Genomic DNA, 16196 nt, shown 5'->3' on the forward strand with positions numbered 1-16196 from the left:
GCGCCCCGCGCCGTGGTGCGGACTACTGCGGCCGGCCGCTCAGCTGAGCGTGAGGGTCAGCGTCGCGGTGTACGTGCCGGCCAGCTGGAATCCCGGGACGGTGACCGCGAGGTCGGCGTCCGCGGCGAAGACCCCGCCGGTCGGCTTGCCCGGCGTGGTGCTGTTGGCCGCGCTGCACAGCGCCGCGCCGCCGCCCACCGGCCCGGTTCCGCCGGTGAGCACCGGGCTCGGCGAATCCGGGTTGGTCACCGCGCACTTGGGGGTCCAGGTGAGGGTGCCGGGCAGCACGCCGCCGGTCTCCGAGCGGAAGTCGGTGATCCGGCCGGTCAGCGACCAGCCGAGCTGGCTGCCCCGGAAGTCCTCCACGGTGACCGTGTTGAGCTTGCCGGTCATCTGCTGCGACTTGCCGTTGAGCACGACCGGGTTCAGGGTGACCCCCGCCGCGTTCTGCTTCATGGCCAGCGGGCCCGGGTTGATGACGCCGCCGTCCCCGCCGCCTTCCACGGTGAACGGTGCGGCGGCCGCCTTGGCCTGGTCCACGCCCTCCGCCGCGGCGATCTGCGCGGTGTTGGCCTTGGTGACGGTGATCTGCCCGACGAAGGTGCCGTCCGGGCCCGACTTCAGGAACGCGAGGTCCATGGTCGGCGCCTGCGCCGCGGTGATGCCGGCGATCGAGATGTCGGTGTTCGGCGCGTAGCCGGTGCCGGTCACCGTCACGACGGTGCCCAGCGGCCCGTGGTTCGGGGTCAGCACGACCTGGCGCATGTTGGGCGGTGCCGGTTCCACGACCAGCGGCGCGATCGCGCTCGCCGTGCCCGCCGTCACCTTGACCGTGCGGGCCCCCGGCACCGCGGCCGAACTCACCGTGGCGGTACCGGTGAGCTTGCCGTCGGCCGCGATGGCCAGCGTGTTGTCCAGGAAGTCGGCCACGCTGCAGCCGCTGCCGTCCGCCGCGCACAGCTGGATCGAAGGCGCGGTGTTCGGCGTCCAGTTGCCGCCGCCGAGGGTGATCGGGTCGCCGGCCTTGACGGTGCCCGGCGTCGCGGTCAGCGTCGGCGCGGGCGGCACCGGGATGCCGACCTGTGCGGACGACGAGACGGCCGGCGTACCGGTCGCGGTGCACGGCGTGGTCTGCGCGATGAGCTTGAGCGAGTAGTCGCCCGGCGCCACCTCGATGCGGCCGTTCGCGGTGACCGGGAAGGTCCCGGTCATGTCCGACACCTGCACGACGGCCGGCGGCGCACCCGCACCCGGGTTCTTCTTCGGCCCGTTGACCGCGATGGTGCCGGTCTGCGCACCGGTCAGCTTGACCGTGCCGGACGGCGTGACCGTGTCGGCGAGCAGGATGACGCCCGGCATCTGCGGGTTGCGCGGGTAGTCCTTCCAGCGCCACGTCACGGTGACCTGGTCGCCCACGCTGTAGTACGGCTTCTCCGGGGAGAGTTCGAGCACGACCTTGGGCTTCCAGGCGAACGTCGCGCCGTTGGTCGCCTGCTTGCAGGACACGTCGTACGCGACCGGCTCGGCCCACGCGGGTGCGTTGTTGCGCACCTTGAGCGGGACCGCGACCGCGGTCGCACCGGACGTGATCCGGACCCGGTAGTCGCCCTCGGACAGCGTGGCCGGCACGCTTGCCCGGCCGGTCAGGTTGCCGTTGGCGTCCACCGCGAGGCCGGTGCCGGTGATCTTGGCGGGATCGCAGGCACTGCCGTCCGCGGCGCACAGTGCGGCGGACGGGGCGGCGCCGGACGGCCAGTTCGCGCCGAGCACCTGGAACGGCGCGCTGCCGGGCCGGACTTCGGAGCGGCTGAGGCCCAGCGAGGCGGGCTGGATCGAGCCGTCCACGGTCAGCGACGTGGAGACGCCGGGGGTGCCCGTGGTGTTGCACGGGGTCTCCCACGTGCCCAGCTGGCTCGCCACGTTCTTGTAGCTGCCGGGCGCCAGGTTGATCACGCCGGGCTTGTTGACGGTGAAGGTGCCGGTCATGTTCGACAGCCACAGCTTCTGGCCGCTGGGCGTCGAGGCGTTCTTCTTGGGACCGGACACGCTCACCGTGCCGCCCTGCGCACCGGAGACGTTGACGGTGCCGAAGGGCTGGACGGAGTCGGCGTTGACGGTGACGCTCGACGGGTTGGTGGCCGCGTCCTTCCACGTCCACGTGACGGTGACCTGGTCGCCCACCGCGTAGGTCGGCTTGCTCGGGCTGACCGTCAGGTCCACCTGAGCCAAGAAGTCGAACGGACTGCCGCCGACGCTCGGGGGCGTGCAGTGCACGTTGTACGCCACGGTCTGGGCCTGTGCGGCCGTCGTGCCCACCGTGACCACGGCCCCGACGGCCATGACGGCGGTGCCGAGTACCGCCGTCAGGGTCTTCGCGGGTTTGCGCATAGAGAGCTGTCCCTCCTCGGGATCCGTGCCCGTCCCGCTCCTGGGTGAGCGGTCCGTGGAACACCGCAGGGAGTCCGCCGCGGAGACGCGGCGCCGGGATACCCCCCACGGCAGACGGCGGAGGACTCGTCCGGGGCACCGGTCGAGCAGAGGTCTGGCCGTCACCTCGGACCCGGTGCCCCACGCGCCGGGTCCGTGACTGAAACACGTTTCAGAAATGAGCTCCCCTATTGAGCGACGCGGGCGCCCGGAAGTCAAGATCTGGCGCGCGCCGGGCTCAGGTCAGGCTCAGCGTCAGGACGTACTCGCCGGCGCTGCCCGGCGGAAGCTGGAACGTCATTGCGGTGCCTGCCTGGTACTCGCCCCCGGTGACCTCCCCGGTGCTCGGGTTCTGCAGGCACAGCAGCACGGGCGAGGCGAGGGCGCCGTCGAACGGGCTGCCCGGCACGGCCCCGCTGCCCGGGGCCGCCGGGGCGCCGGTCCGGTCGCAGCTGGGCGTCCACTGCACGTGCCCGGGGCCAGGCTGCGCGGTGCTGCCGGCCGGCAGGCCCAACTGCCCGGTGAGCGACCAGCCGAGGGTGCTGCCGCGCTGGTCGAACACCGTCACCGGGTTGATGCGGCCGACCACGGTCCGGCTGCCGTTCTGCGCGGTGGCGGCGCCGATGTTCACGCCCTGGAGGCTCTGCGTCATGTACAGCGGCCCGGCCGGTGCCTCGGCGGGCAGTGGCGGCGGCAGGTCGAGGCTGCCGGGCCCGGCCGCGAGGTCGTCGCCCGTGGTTGCCGAGGCCGACGGAGAAGTCCCGCTGGGGGAGGGGGACTTGGAGCCCGCGGTCGCGCCGGGCGAGGCCGAGTTGCCCGGAGAGCTCGGGCCGGTCGTACTCGGCCCGGTGCCGCCCGGGCCGCCGGTGCTTCCACCGGTCCCGCCGCCCGGCGGCGGCGTCGCGGTGCCGGCCTGAAGGCTCGCCGACACGTTCAGCACACCCTTGGGGGTGCAGGTGGAGGCCTTGGTGGAGAGCGACGTCAGCAGCGAATAGGCGCCCGGCGCCAGGTCGATGCGGCCTTCCTTCTCCACGGTGAAGGTGCCGGTCATGTCCGCCACGTTCAGCGGCTGCGAGCCCCACGACGTCGGGTTGCCCTTGGGGCCGGCCACCGCGATGTCCTGGTTCTGCGCGCCCATCGCCTTGACCACGCCGGTCGGCGTGCTGCTGTTCACGGCGACCACGACCCAGTTGGACGGGTTGCGCGGCGGCGTCTTCCAGCGCCACGTCACCGTCACCTTGTCGCCGATCGCGTACACCGCCTTCTGCGGTGCCACGACCAGGTCGATCTGCGGCTGCCAGTCGAAGTCCGGGCCGTTCCAGGGCGGCGGTACGCAGGTGACCGCATCGGTCACGACCGCGGCGCCGGCCGGCTGCGGCCCGGGGCCGATGCCGGCGGCGAGGACGGCCAGTGCGGCCGCGGCGAATCCGGTGCGCCGTGAAGCCATGCTGCAGACGCTCCCTTTCTGCATTGCCTTGTTGCCGTGCGCGTGCGGTCCGCAGTGCGGCGGCGGACGGGCCGGCCGCGGTGCGGTCGAATCCGGGCAGCCCTACTGACCCGGAGTCAAACAGCAATTCACCCGGGTCCGCTGACGACGTGTCAAGCCCCTGCGGGGTGCGACCGGAACGGGACTTCGACCGGGGCAAAGTCATCGAACGCGGACACCGCGGGGCGGACGCAAGGCCGGATCGCGCCGGATCCGGGCCCCCGTCCGCGGCCTGTCTCCGGCCCCCTGTCCGATTCGCGTTGGTGACACGTGTCGATCGGCTCCAGGTCGCGGAACGGCTTTCAAACGCCTTGTCGATACACCGATTTCCCAGGTGGCGCGCGATGCCGAACCGTTTCCCGACACCGGTGTTTTTTCTGTCGATGACTGTTGTTCGCTGATGTGACTTGTCGTACCGTCACCCCATGATCTGACATGCCATCAATGACTGGCACAGTCTTGATGTCTCTCGGGGTGCGGTGCCGACGGGGTCTTCCAATATCAGAAGCCCAGGTCAGCGCGCCCAGGGCCTGTGCATTTGTGCGGGCCGTCGAGTCCGCTCCGGCTCCCGTGCGACCAGGCCGGCGCGGGTGGACGATCACGAACTCCGGTGCCCCGGAGCCGTGAACGGTCCGTGCAGGACGAGAAGGCCGGTGCGCAAAGGTCGAGCCACGCGCATGCCGCATCGGCCGTCGACTTACGACAGGCAAGTCCCCGAAGGGAGCACCACATGGGCAAGTCCATCAAGCGGAGCGCGGGAGCGTTCGCGTCGCTCGCGGTGGCGTCCGGAGCCGTTCTGGCGATGGCCCCGCAGGCGTCCGCGGGCACCATCACCCCGACGCTGAAGTGCGTCGTGCCGGCGCTCGGCGAGGCCAACGGCCCGCAGTCCATCCAGGTCGACGTCACGCCGGCCTCCGCGGCCGCGGGTGCCAAGGTCAAGGTCAAGGTCACCACCGGCAACTCGCCGATCAAGGCGCCGATCGACGTCGGCCCCTCCAAGGTGACCCCGTCCATCACCTTCAAGCTCTCGAGCGGCGGCACCGCCACGGTGACCGGTGCCGAGCAGACCATCGACGTCAAGAAGGACGTCCCGCAGAAGCTGGCGCCCTTCGAGGGCGACCTGACGATTCCGGCCGGCGCCTCCGGCAAGGTGGACCTGACGCCGGAGAAGATGGTCACCAAGACCAGCTTCGGCGACACGGTCTGCACGATCACCGGCGGCGGCGGCGTGGTCGCCAGCGTCACCGTCTCGGGCGGCGCCACGACCACCACCGGTGCGAACACGGCCGGCACCACGAGCCAGACGTCGAGCGGCACCACGAGCCAGACCTCGAGCGGCACCACCAGCCAGACGTCGGCCGGCACCACGAGCCAGAGCACGGCCGGCACCACCGGCAGCAGCCTGCCCAAGACCGGCCCGCTCGACGACGCGCTCTCCATGGGCCTCGTCGGCGGCACGGTCGGCCTGCTGGGCATCGGCGCGGTCCTGATCGCCACCCGCAAGGTGCGCGCCTCGCGGAACAACGCCGTCTGATCCACGCGGACTTCGAACAGTGCCGTCGGGCCCCTCGAGGGTGGGCCCGGCGGCACCGTTTCCGCCTGTGCGAACCCGGTTTCCAAGATCGGACTTGTCCGGCCCGTCGGTGTATTACGCAACTGTTAACACAAGGCAGCTAAAGCCTTGACATCTGCGGCACCTGACGGCATCAATGGCTCGCCTGGTTTTTGAAACAGGTTCCACCCGCACGTCGGTCCCGCGCACCTCTACCGGAAATACCCCCGGGGGCGCGAGGACCGCGAGACGGCCGCCTCGGCCGTGTGCGACGGAATTACGAGGCGACCGTCCCAGGACGGCACCGGAGCACCTGAGCCCATGGTAGTGCGCTCTCGATGCGACTCCGGTGTGGTGTTCGACTGCCCCGCCCCCCGGCGGCGGCAGCAGCCCCTGGAAGGGAGTAGCACCTCAATGTTCAACTCCAGCAAGAAGGTCGCGGCAGTCGCCGGGGCCGTGGCGATCGGGTCGTTCGGCCTGGTCGCGCTGGCGCCCACCGCGTCGGCCGGCACCGTGACGCCGTCGGTCACCTGTGTGGCCCCGGCGCCGATCGGCACCAAGACCGCGCCGATGTCGATGACGGTCACCGACCTGACGAACGCGGGCCCCTACGCCCCGGGCGCCACCGTGCGTCTGAAGGTCGACCCGGGCCTGAGCCCGATCGGCAGCCCGTTCCCGCTGCCCAAGGTCGACCTGACCAGCACCTTCAAGTTCGGCCTCTCGGGTGCCTACACGGGCAACCAGGAGTGGGTCGTCCAGAAGTACATGGACCCGCTGCCGACCGGCCAGATCGACGCCGACCCGTTCGAGGTCGACTACGTGATCCCGGTCAGCGCCACCCCCGGTGGTCAGCTGGACCTGACGTGGCTGGACCTGAACAACAAGACCATCTCGGACGGTACCGACTTCGGCACCGTGCCGTGCACCCCGGGTGCGAACAACGGCGTGGTCCTGAGCCTCGCCGTCAAGAACGTCCCGCCGCCGGCGCAGGTCGAGAGCCTCTCCCCGAACAAGGGCGAGCTGCCGGTCAACGTCACGGTGTCGGCGAAGAACTACACCCCGGGTGCCACCGTGACGATCCTGGGCCTCGCGGGCCAGGCGCCGACCGGTGACGCGATCCAGGCGACGGTGGGTGCCGACGGCAAGGTCTCCGGCGTCCTGACCGTCACCAAGGACAACACCACGATGATCGCGGTGTCCGAGGGCCTCCCGCCCGCGAACAACGCAGGTCTGCCCTTCACGGTCATCCCGTCGAGCAAGCCGGGCGACCTGGACCAGACCCCGGGCGGTGACGTTCTCCCGGGTCCGCTGGCGATGCAGCAGGCCAGTGCGGGTGTGACGCTGTCGCCGATCACGATCAACGGTAAGCCCCAGACGATGACCGGTGTGCTGAACACCGTCGCGATCCAGGACTTCCGTGGTTCGACCAAGGGCTGGTCGCTGACCGCCAAGACGTCCGACTTCACCTCGGACACCGGCGGCACCATCTCGAAGTCGTCGTTCAAGTGGACCCCGAACTGCACCGTGACCAACCCGGACTCGCCGTCCGCGGTGAAGTCGGGTGCGAACGCGGTGGTCGACAACTCCACGCTGTGCTCGCAGGACGCCAAGGGCGCCGGCCAGGTCACCGGTGGCGAGTTCGCCGGCAACGCGGCCTTCACCCTTGCTGTTCCCTCGTTCCAGCTGGCCGGTACCTACACCGCCAAGGTGACCCTCTCGCTCTCCTGAGCGGAACCGGGAACGGCCCGTCGTCCCATGCCTTTTGGGAATGGGACGCGGGCGTCCCTTGACTTCTCCGGTGCCGGCTGGCCAACTATGACGAACTCGTTGGTTAGAACGAGTTCTACTGTGCCAGTCGGTATCGGGGGAGCCGGAACGCATGGCAGTTCATTCGGCATGGGCGCATTCGGCCCGGCCTCCCGATTTTCGGCGCGCAGGCAATTCCTGCACTTCGTGTTCCATGTCCGAGAACCGCGAGACTGCCAGGGAGAATCCATGCGTATGCGAAAGCTAGTGGCGTCGTTGGCCGTTGCCGGGGGAACTGTCGCCGCGTTGGGGATGGCCGCACCGTCGGCGTCCGCGACCGTCTACAGCTGCGCCACTCCGAGTGCGACGTCGATCGACCCGAACACGACGGGCAACGCCTGCCTGATCGTGGGCAACAGCAACGAGCTCATCGGCAGCAGCTGGCTGTCCTTCAAGAGTGCGACGCCCTCCGCGTGGTCGTTCTGCGGCTGGTACCAGATCATCGTCAAGGTCAACCCGAACGGGTCGGAGGAGACGGTGTCGGAGATGCCGGCCGCAGGCTGCCTGACCGCGGCCCAGACGAGCGGCAGCGTCGGCGGGTACACCCCGCAGGCCGCCTCCGTCCCCGGCGGCTCGTACCGGGTCAAGCTCGGTATCTGGGCCACGTACGGGAGCGCGAGCACCCTGGAGATCGTTTCGGTGAGCCCCACGCTGACCGTCAGCTGAGCAACCTGCACGGAGCGGGCGGGCTCCGCGGTGCCGGAGCCCGCCCGGCGTGCGTCCGGAGCGGGTGACGGAGCGGGTGACGGAGCGTGAGGGGAGATCATCCGGCTGTCCGGCATTTGCGGAAGTTGTCACGAGATCTTGCGGTATTTCCGTTCCTGACAGGCGTTCCGCGCGCATTCCGGGCGCACGGGTACGGGGCAGGTGCGGGACCCGCGTGCCGAAGAGTTCTACGATCGGGCCATGACCCGCGTACTGCTCGCCGAGGACGACGCCTCCATCTCCGAACCCCTGGCCCGCGCTCTGCGCCGTGAGGGCTACGACGTCGAGGTGCGTGAGGACGGGCCGACGGCCCTCGAATGCGCCGCGCAGAGCGGAGTGGACCTCCTGGTCCTGGACCTCGGGCTGCCCGGCATGGACGGCCTCGAGGTCTGCCGCCGGCTGCGCGCCGAGGGCCACGGCTTCCCGGTCCTGGTGCTCACCGCCCGGGCCGACGAGGTCGACACCGTGGTCGGGCTCGACGCCGGCGCCGACGACTACGTCACCAAGCCCTTCCGGCTCGCCGAACTTCTGGCCCGGGTGCGCGCGCTGCTGCGCCGCGGCGCCGTCGAGGTCGACAAGGGGGTGCACGGCGTACGGATCGACGTCGACTCGCACCGCGCCTGGATCGGCGAGGAGGAACTCCAGCTCACTGCCAAGGAGTTCGACCTCCTCCGGGTCCTGGTGCGCGATGCCGGCCGCGTGGTGACGCGCGATCAGCTCATGCGCGAGGTGTGGGACACCACGTGGTGGAGCTCCACCAAGACCCTCGACATGCACATCTCGTGGCTGCGCAAGAAGCTCGGCGACGACGCGGGCAACCCCCGCTACATCACCACCGTGCGCGGGGTCGGCTTCCGTTTCGAGAAGAGCTGACCGAAGCGCCTCGGAAGGACACCAGGAACGGCTGCATCCGTGCGTCGCAGGCTCATCAACACCACCCTCGGCGTGGTGCTCGTCGTGGTGGCCGTGCTCGGCATCCCGCTGGCATTCGTCGAGACCAACGCGATCGAGACCACCGCTCGCGACAATCTCAAGGCGGAGGCCGCGCGGCTCCTGGAGACCGTCGAGCTGCGCCTCGCCGCGGGCGAGGAGCCGGACGTCGCGCTGCTGGCCCGCCAGGTCACCGGCCCCCGGTACGCCACCATCGCGCTGCCCGGCCGCCCCCCGCTGGAGTTCGGCGCCAAGCCGGAGGGCAAGTCCTTCGACGTGACGATGACGGGCGAATTCGGCGAGACGGTGACCGTCTCGGAGTCCCGGGACCGCGTCACCCGCCAGGTCCGCGAGTCGCTCCTGCTGATCCTCGGCGTCGCACTGCTTGCGGTGGCCGCCGCGACCGCCCTCGCGGTCTGGCAGGCCCGCCGCCTGGCCCGCCCGCTCACCGACCTCGCGGAGACCGCCGAGCGGCTCGGCTCCGGCGACCCGCGCCCGCGGCAGCGCCGCTACGACGTGCCCGAGCTGGACCGGGTCGCCGAGGTGCTGGACCAGAGCGCCGAGCGCATCGCCCGCATGCTGACCGCCGAGCGGCGGCTGGCCGCGGACGCCTCGCACCAGCTCCGCACCCCGCTCACCGCGCTGTCGATGCGGCTCGAGGAGATCATCGCCACCGAGGACCCGGCCATCGTCAAGGAGGAGGCGGCCATCGCCCTCTCCCAGGTGGAGCGGCTGACCGATGTGGTGGAGCGGCTGCTGACGAGCAGCCGCCGCGGCCCGGCCGGCCGCGACCCGCGGACCGCGTCCGCAGTGACCGTCCGGGTCGACGACGTGGTCCGCCAGCAGGTCGACGAGTGGCGGCCCGCGGTGGCCGGCGCGCACCGGGCCATCCGGGTGGCCGGCGAACCGGGCCTGGAGGCGGTCGCCACCCCGGGCGCGCTCGCGCAGGTGCTGGCCACGCTGCTGGAGAACGCGCTCATGCACGGCGACGGCACGGTGACCATCCGGACCCGCCGTACCGGCACCTCGGTGGTCGTGGAGGTCGAGGACGAGGGCACCGGCGTCTCCGACGTGCTCGGCGCCCGGGTCTTCGAGCGCGCGGTCAGCGGCCGGAACTCCACGGGTCTCGGCCTCGCGGTGGCCCGGGACCTGGCCGAGGCGGACGGCGGCCGCCTGGAGCTGCTGCAGCTGCGGCCGCCGGTGTTCGCGGTCTTCCTGGGCGCCAAGCCGCGCGACCCGGAGTAGGCACGGGCCGCGTTGCGGGCCTCAGCGGCCGGTTGGCGTGGACTCTTCCTCGACCAGCCGGGCCGCCTCGGAGTCCAGCTGCGCGGCGTGCGTGCCGGTGAAGACCCAGGTGCGGTACGACCAGAACCGGAACAGCGTGCCCAGCGGCAGGCCGATCGCGTACTTGGCGATGTTGTCGGCCTTGGTGCTGGTGAAGTCCAGCAGGTAGTGCGAGATCGCCACGGCACCGGCCTCGATCGCCATGCCCACCCCGCTGAACAGCAGGAACAGCACGAGCTCGCGGCGCTGGTCGGCGGACTTGCGGTGCCGGAACGCCCAGAAGCGGTTGCCGAGGTAGTTGACCCCGATCGCGACCGCCGTGGAGATGATCGACGAGCGCACCGGCGCCAGGTCGAGCTGGTAGAGGCAGACGTTGAACACCAGGATGTTCACGATCACGCCGAAGCCGCCCACCGCGCCGAACTTCAGCGTTTCGTGGACCAGGTGTTCGAACCGCCCGTACAAGGCGCGCAGAGCCTTCACTGGGCGCCGCCGGCGCCGGACAACGCGGGATCCACGGTGGGCGATGCCTCCGGACTCTTGTGCTTGAACACGAAGGTACGGAACGCCCAGAAGCGGAACAGGGTTCCCAAGGCCATACCCACGATGTTGCCCGAGATGTTGTCGGCGAGCGGGGAGGTGAAGCCCATCAGGTGATGCGAGACGAACACGCATCCGGCCTGGATCGCCGCGGCGATCGCACTGAAGACGAAGAACTTCGTGTACTCGCGTCCCACGCCGGTGCGCTCGCGGTGCCGGTACGTCCAGTACCGGTTGCCGATGTACGCCACGATGGTGGCCGGCACCGACGAGACGACCTTCGAGGTCACCGCGTCCAGCCCGAGGAACAGGCACAGATTGAACACCGCGACGTCGACTGCGTAGGCCAGGCCGCCGGCGAGCAGGAACTGCGTCACCTCGGTCCGGAACCGGCCTCGGCGCCCCGCCTGGGCATGGGGATCCGCGGGGGCGGCACTCACCGGTTCTCCTGACTGCACAGACGACTCACCTGACGAGGGTAGCCGCTACCTGTCCCGGCCCCGGCGCGCAGGTGACGGGCTTGTTGCACAGTCTTTACACGCCCCGCACACACCGCGCGGGCGCCCGGCGCCCGCCTCCCGGGCGCCGCACGCCCTGCCCCGCGGGGCTTTCCGCCCGCCTGCTGCCCGCCCCAGGACCGCGCCGGGACGGCCCGGGGACCGCGCGGTCGGCGGGTCCGGAACGGCCGGATACCCTTGGTCCCTGTGACATACCCGATCGTCGGCATGGTCGGCGGCGGCCAGCTCGCCCGCATGACCCAACAGGCCGCAATCCCGCTCGGTGTCCGTCTGCGCGTCCTCGCCGCCGCGCCCGAGGAGTCCGCGGCCCAGGTGGTCGGCGACGTCTTCCTGGGCGACGAGGCGGACCTGGAGGACCTGCGCGCCTTCGCGCGCGGCTGCGACGTCCTCACCTTCGACCACGAGCACGTCCCCACCGGCCACCTGCGGGCCCTGGAGGCGGACGGCACCAAGGTGCGCCCCGGCCCGGACGCGCTCGTGCACGCCCAGGACAAGGGCGTCATGCGCGAGAAGCTGGCCGCCATCGGCGTGCCGTGCCCGCGCAACCGGATCGTGGCCGACCCGGCCGACGTGGCCGCGTTCGCCGACGAGGTGGGCGGCTGGCCGGTCGTGCTGAAGACCGTGCGCGGCGGCTACGACGGCAAGGGCGTGTGGGTTGTCCGCGACGCCGCGCAGGCCGAGGTGCCGTTCCAGGCCGGCGTCCCGGTCCTCGCCGAGGAGAAGGTCGACTTCGCCCGCGAGCTGGCCGCCTGCGTGGTGCGCTCGCCGCACGGCCAGGCGGTGGCGTACCCGGTCGTCGAGTCGGTCCAGGTGGACGGCATCTGCCACGAGGTCATCGCGCCCGCCCCGGACCTGTCCGAGGAGCGCGCCACCGAGGCCCAGCGCATCGCGCTGACCATCGCCGGCGAGCTGGGCGTGACCGGGCACCTCGCGGTCGAGCTGTTCGAGACCCGGGACGGGCGGATCCTGGTCAACGAGCTGGCCATGCGGCCGCACAACTCCGGCCACTGGACCATCGACGGCGCGGTGACCTCGCAGTTCGAGAACCACCTGCGGGCCGTCCTGGACTTGCCGCTCGGCGACCCGCGGGCCCGCGCCAAGTGGACCGTGATGGTCAACGTCCTGGGCGGCGACTACCCGGACATGTACCACGCGTACCTGCACGTCATGGCCCGCGACCCGGGCGTGAAGGTGCACATGTACGGCAAGGACGTGAAGCCGGGCCGCAAGGTCGGGCACGTCACCGTCTGCGGCGACGACCTGGACGACGTACGCGAGCGTGCCGGGCACGCCGCGGCCTATCTGCGAGGGAGCATCACCGAATGACCGCCGACACGACCGCCGCTGCTACGGACGGCCGCCCGGTCGTCGGCATCGTCATGGGCTCGGACTCCGACTGGCCGGTCATGAAGGCCGCCGCCGAGGTCATGGACGAGTTCGGCATCGCCTACGAAGCCGACGTGGTCTCCGCGCACCGCATGCCGCAGGAGATGATCGCGTACGGCCAGGAGGCGGCCGGGCGGGGCCTGAAGGCGATCATCGCGGGCGCCGGCGGCGCCGCGCACCTGCCGGGCATGCTGGCCTCGGTGACCCCGCTGCCGGTCATCGGCGTGCCGGTGCCGCTCAAGTACCTCGACGGCATGGACTCGCTGCTGTCCATCGTGCAGATGCCGGCCGGGGTCCCGGTCGCCACGGTCTCCATCGCGGGCGCCCGCAACGCGGGCCTGCTCGCGGTGCGCATGCTGGCCGCGCACGACCCCGCACTGCTGGCCCGGATGACCGACTTCCAGGCCGAGCTCAAGGCGCAGGCCACCGAGAAGGGCCGCAAGCTCCGCGAGCGCGTCGCCGACTGACCCGGTGCCCGATTGACCCGGTGCCCGGTCCGGTCCGGCTCGACCGGGCCGGACCGGTCGGCTCAGACGGCGCTGGTCATGCCGATGCGCTGCAGCGTGACCGCGGCGCACCGGTCCATCGCCATGTCGAGGCCGGCCGCCGTGGTGCGCGCGTACGCGGCCCGGTCGACCACGTCGAGCTGGAACCACACCGCCTTGGCGCCGATCCGGACCGCCTGGTCGGCGATGTCCCCGGCGAGGTCGGAGTTCACGAAGACCTCGACCACGTCGACCGGGAACGGGATGTCGGCCAGCGACGCGTAGCCGCGCTCGCCGTGCACCGTCTCCGCCTTGGGGTGCACCGGAACGATGCGCTTGCCCCATTGCTGGAGGTGGGCGGCGACCCCGAACGCCGCCCGGTGCGAGTTGGTGCTGAGGCCGACGACCGCCCACGTGCGGTGGGAGAGGATGCGCCGGATCGTCGCGTCGTCGCCGTACGGCATGCTGTGCCCCTCGCGGTCTTGGGGATCCTGGGGATCTCGGTGAATCTCGGGATCGGGGTGGTACTGCTGGAGCCGCCTGGTACGCCTGTCCATCGTGCGCCTCGGCGGCGGTCCGGGCGAGAGCGGTTCCCGGCCCATTCCCGGCCTGTTCCGGTCAGGCGCCGATCAGGCGCCGATCAGCCGCGGCCATTCGATGGCCGGGCAGCGGTCCACGACGACCTGGAGGCCGGCCTCGACGGCCAGCTTGATGGCGTCCTCGTTGACGACGCCGAGCTGGTACCAGATGGCCTTGGCGCCGATCGCGATCGCCTGCGCGGTGACCGGCCCGGCCAGATCGGCGTTGACGAACACGTCGACGACGTCGACCGGGAACGGGATTTCTTCGAGCATGCCGTAGCCGCGCTCGCCGTGCACGCTCTCGGCCCGGGGGTGCACCGGCACGATCGTCTTGTCATGGCCCTTGAGGAAGCCGGCCACGCCCCATGCCGGGCGGGCCATGTTCGAGCTCAGGCCGACGACCGCCCAGGTCTTGTTGGTGATGAGCAGGTCCCGGATCGCGGTGTCGTCGGTGACGACCCCGTCTGCGACATATGCCATGCGGTCATCGTGCCTTGAGGAGTGCCGTCCCACCACAGGACGGCACGCGGTCAGGGCCGTCCGAGTGCGCGGAAAGTCCACCCTGCGGCCCGCCACACGGCCGGATCGAGGGCGTTGCGGCCGTCGATGATGTGGCGCTCGGCGACCACGGCGCCCAGCTCGGCTGGGTCGATGGCGCGGAATTCGCGCCACTCGGTCAGGTGCAGCACCACATGGGCGCCGCGGGCCGCGTCGAACGCGCTGTCGGCGTAGCCCAGGCCGGGGTACATCTTGCGCGCGTTGTCGGTCGCCTTGGGGTCGTAGACGGTCACCTCGCCGCCCTGCAGCTGCACCTGGGCGGCGACGTTGAGCGCGGGCGAGTCGCGGATGTCGTCGGACTCCGGCTTGAAGGCCGCGCCCAGCACCGCCACGCGGCGGCCCAGGAAGCCGCCGCCGCACGCCTCGCGGGCCACGTCGACCAGCTTGAAGCGGCGCCGCATGTTGATCGCGTCGACCTCGCGCAGGAAGGTCAGCGCCTGGTCGACGCCGAGCTCGCCGGCCCGGGCCATGAAGGCCCGGATGTCCTTGGGCAGGCAGCCGCCGCCGAAGCCGAGCCCGGCATTGAGGAAGAGCCCGCCGATCCGGGGGTCGAACGACAGCGCCTTGGCGAGCTGGGTGACGTCGGCACCGGAGGCCTCGCAGACCTCGGCCATCGCGTTGATGAACGAGATCTTGGTGGCCAGGAAGGCGTTCGCGGACACCTTGACCAGCTCGCTGGTCGCGAAGTCGGTGGTCAGGAACGGCACGCCCGCGTCGATGAGCGGGGCGTACACCTCGCGCAGCTTCGCCTCGGCGGCCGCCGAGCGGATCCCGACCACCAGGCGGTCCGGGCGCAAGGTGTCCTCGATGGCGTGGCCCTCGCGCAGGAACTCCGGGTTCCAGGCCAGCTCGGCGGCCTCGCCGACCGGGGCGCGCTCGGCCAGGCGGGTGGCCAGCCGGGATGCGGTGCCGACCGGCACGGTGGACTTGCCCACCACCAGGCAGGGCTTCGTCAGGTGCGGGGCGAGCGCGTCGATCGCCGCATCGAGGTAGCTCGTGTCGGCCGCGAACTCGCCCTTGCGCTGCGGGGTGCCGACGCAGACGAAGTGCACGTCGCCGAACTCGGCGGCCTCCTGCGCGGAGGTGGTGAAGCGCAGGCGCCCGGACGCGATGTGCGGGGCCAGCAGATCGTCGAGGCCGGGCTCGTAGAAGGGTGCGCGGCCGGCCTGCAGGGTGGCCGCCTTGTCGGGGTCGGCATCGACGCCGATCACCTCGTAGCCCAGCTCGGCCATGCACGCCGCGTGCGTCGCACCGAGGTAGCCGGTGCCGATCACGGTGACGCGAAGTGCTGCCACGCTGCCCTCCAGGCATTGTCGAACCGGCCGTTCTGCTACCCGGAATCGTAGCCGCGCCGGGCCCGCCGCACTGACGGACGAGATACTCCGGGGGATGGTCCAAAGGTCGGTAATACCGGGCGCACCTTCCGGCGGTTTCCGGCCAAAGGGATGAATCACCGGGCTCGGGTCCGGGTCACCACTGCCATCGGCGCCCCGCCTCGGCCCGCCACCAGCCCGGCGCGGACCCGTGCGGCGGGGGCGGCTGCTCGCGAAGCAGCCCGAGGTGCGCGAGTGCCGCAGCCCGGATCCGGACCGTGCAGTGCGCGGCCGGCGGGGAGACGGGCCCGCCCTCGCTGTTCAGCCGTCGGTGGACGGACAGGCGGATATCGCGCGGATCGAAGGGGTTCCAGTCGATCCCGCGGTCCGCGAGTCAATCCACCAGCAGGCGGACCGGCTGCGGGCCGACCCCGATCACGACCCAGGCGTCGGGGGCGGCGGACGGTCCATGGGTGCGCAGCACCTCGGCGCGCGCCCGGCGCCAGCCGGCCAGGCCGGCACCGTGCAGCAGGTGGGCATCGGGGTCGAACGGAATCCGCTTGAGCATGAGTCCATGGTCCCGGGCTGCGGAGTCTGCCGCCCGGGACCGGGCCCGAATCAGGGC

The 16196-nt window shown here is 71.4% G+C and carries 15 protein-coding genes; 7 read left to right on the forward strand and 8 right to left on the reverse strand.

The genetic code is table 11. From position 1 onward, the window contains the following. Positions 1–39: 39 nt before the first annotated feature. Together LZ495_RS36335 and LZ495_RS36340 are read right to left on the reverse strand one after the other, a co-directional pair. The gene (locus LZ495_RS36335) at positions 40–2388 is read right to left on the reverse strand and encodes a WxL domain-containing protein (RefSeq protein ID WP_235057425.1); all 2349 of its coding nucleotides are present in this window, start codon (positions 2386–2388) and stop codon (positions 40–42) included. A gap of 277 nt (positions 2389–2665) precedes the next feature. Next, complete coding sequence (locus LZ495_RS36340) at positions 2666–3874, reverse strand: hypothetical protein (RefSeq protein ID WP_235057426.1); 1209 nt, start codon at positions 3872–3874, stop codon at positions 2666–2668. A 769-nt stretch (positions 3875–4643) separates the two neighbouring features. On the opposite strand from LZ495_RS36340, the gene LZ495_RS36345 reads away from it, so the two are divergent. From LZ495_RS36345 to LZ495_RS36365, 5 genes are all read left to right on the forward strand, one after another. After that, a complete protein-coding gene (locus LZ495_RS36345; protein WP_235057427.1) occupies positions 4644–5447 on the forward strand; it encodes a hypothetical protein in 804 nt (267 codons plus the stop codon). Between the two features lie 432 nt (positions 5448–5879). Next, the gene (locus LZ495_RS36350) at positions 5880–7193 is read left to right on the forward strand and encodes a WxL domain-containing protein (protein ID WP_235057428.1); all 1314 of its coding nucleotides are present in this window, start codon (positions 5880–5882) and stop codon (positions 7191–7193) included. A gap of 267 nt (positions 7194–7460) precedes the next feature. After that, entirely contained in the window at positions 7461–7937 is a 477-nt protein-coding gene (locus tag LZ495_RS36355; protein WP_235057429.1) for a hypothetical protein, read from the forward strand. Between the two features lie 240 nt (positions 7938–8177). Beyond that, a complete protein-coding gene (locus tag LZ495_RS36360; RefSeq protein WP_235057430.1) occupies positions 8178–8849 on the forward strand; it encodes a response regulator transcription factor in 672 nt (223 codons plus the stop codon). A gap of 39 nt (positions 8850–8888) precedes the next feature. After that, the gene (locus LZ495_RS36365) at positions 8889–10151 is read left to right on the forward strand and encodes a sensor histidine kinase (RefSeq protein ID WP_235057431.1); all 1263 of its coding nucleotides are present in this window, start codon (positions 8889–8891) and stop codon (positions 10149–10151) included. A 21-nt stretch (positions 10152–10172) separates the two neighbouring features. Here the strand turns inward: LZ495_RS36365 and LZ495_RS36370 are convergent, their stop codons facing one another. Both LZ495_RS36370 and LZ495_RS36375 read right to left on the reverse strand, forming a co-directional pair. After that, complete coding sequence (locus LZ495_RS36370; RefSeq protein WP_235057432.1) at positions 10173–10673, reverse strand: GtrA family protein; 501 nt, start codon at positions 10671–10673, stop codon at positions 10173–10175. Then, entirely contained in the window at positions 10670–11170 is a 501-nt protein-coding gene (locus tag LZ495_RS36375) for a GtrA family protein (RefSeq protein ID WP_235057433.1), read from the reverse strand. Before LZ495_RS36375 ends, LZ495_RS36370 begins: the two co-directional genes overlap by 4 nt. Positions 11171–11434: 264 nt before the next feature. On the opposite strand from LZ495_RS36375, the gene LZ495_RS36380 reads away from it, so the two are divergent. Together LZ495_RS36380 and purE are read left to right on the forward strand one after the other, a co-directional pair. Further along, positions 11435–12574 carry a 5-(carboxyamino)imidazole ribonucleotide synthase gene (locus LZ495_RS36380; protein ID WP_235057434.1) on the forward strand — a complete coding sequence of 380 codons (1140 nt, stop codon included), beginning with the start codon at positions 11435–11437 and terminating at the stop codon, positions 12572–12574. Continuing rightward, positions 12571–13101 carry a 5-(carboxyamino)imidazole ribonucleotide mutase gene (gene purE, locus LZ495_RS36385; RefSeq protein ID WP_235057435.1) on the forward strand — a complete coding sequence of 177 codons (531 nt, stop codon included), beginning with the start codon at positions 12571–12573 and terminating at the stop codon, positions 13099–13101. Before LZ495_RS36380 ends, purE begins: the two co-directional genes overlap by 4 nt. Positions 13102–13163: 62 nt before the next feature. Here the strand turns inward: purE and LZ495_RS36390 are convergent, their stop codons facing one another. The 4 genes from LZ495_RS36390 to LZ495_RS36405 form a co-directional block, all read right to left on the reverse strand. After that, on the reverse strand, positions 13164–13583 hold the full coding sequence (locus tag LZ495_RS36390; RefSeq protein ID WP_235057436.1) for a CoA-binding protein: 420 nt from the start codon (positions 13581–13583) through the stop codon (positions 13164–13166). A 165-nt stretch (positions 13584–13748) separates the two neighbouring features. Beyond that, positions 13749–14180, reverse strand: coding sequence for a CoA-binding protein (locus LZ495_RS36395; protein ID WP_235057437.1), 432 nt, complete (start codon positions 14178–14180; stop codon positions 13749–13751). Between the two features lie 50 nt (positions 14181–14230). Further along, positions 14231–15553 (reverse strand): UDP-glucose dehydrogenase family protein, encoded by a 1323-nt coding sequence (locus LZ495_RS36400; RefSeq protein ID WP_308268695.1) that lies wholly within the window; start codon positions 15551–15553, stop codon positions 14231–14233. A gap of 412 nt (positions 15554–15965) precedes the next feature. Next, positions 15966–16139: a hypothetical protein gene (locus LZ495_RS36405; RefSeq protein WP_235057438.1), complete on the reverse strand. Its 174-nt coding sequence runs from the start codon at positions 16137–16139 to the stop codon at positions 15966–15968. Positions 16140–16196 lie beyond the last annotated feature (57 nt).

Origin of the sequence: Yinghuangia soli (assembly GCF_021502675.1) — a bacterium.
Lineage (GTDB): Bacteria > Actinomycetota > Actinomycetes > Streptomycetales > Streptomycetaceae > Yinghuangia > Yinghuangia soli.

Coding starts and splice junctions, on each gene's coding strand:
- LZ495_RS36340 (WP_235057426.1), bottom strand. CDS start 3,874: ATGGCTTCACGGCGCACCGGATTCGCCGCGGCCGCACTGGCCGTCCTC.
- LZ495_RS36395 (WP_235057437.1), bottom strand. CDS start 14,180: ATGGCATATGTCGCAGACGGGGTCGTCACCGACGACACCGCGATCCGG.
- LZ495_RS36390 (WP_235057436.1), bottom strand. CDS start 13,583: ATGCCGTACGGCGACGACGCGACGATCCGGCGCATCCTCTCCCACCGC.
- LZ495_RS36360 (WP_235057430.1), top strand. CDS start 8,178: ATGACCCGCGTACTGCTCGCCGAGGACGACGCCTCCATCTCCGAACCC.
- LZ495_RS36345 (WP_235057427.1), top strand. CDS start 4,644: ATGGGCAAGTCCATCAAGCGGAGCGCGGGAGCGTTCGCGTCGCTCGCG.
- LZ495_RS36335 (WP_235057425.1), bottom strand. CDS start 2,388: ATGCGCAAACCCGCGAAGACCCTGACGGCGGTACTCGGCACCGCCGTC.
- purE (WP_235057435.1), top strand. CDS start 12,571: ATGACCGCCGACACGACCGCCGCTGCTACGGACGGCCGCCCGGTCGTC.
- LZ495_RS36350 (WP_235057428.1), top strand. CDS start 5,880: ATGTTCAACTCCAGCAAGAAGGTCGCGGCAGTCGCCGGGGCCGTGGCG.
- LZ495_RS36405 (WP_235057438.1), bottom strand. CDS start 16,139: ATGCTCAAGCGGATTCCGTTCGACCCCGATGCCCACCTGCTGCACGGT.
- LZ495_RS36355 (WP_235057429.1), top strand. CDS start 7,461: ATGCGTATGCGAAAGCTAGTGGCGTCGTTGGCCGTTGCCGGGGGAACT.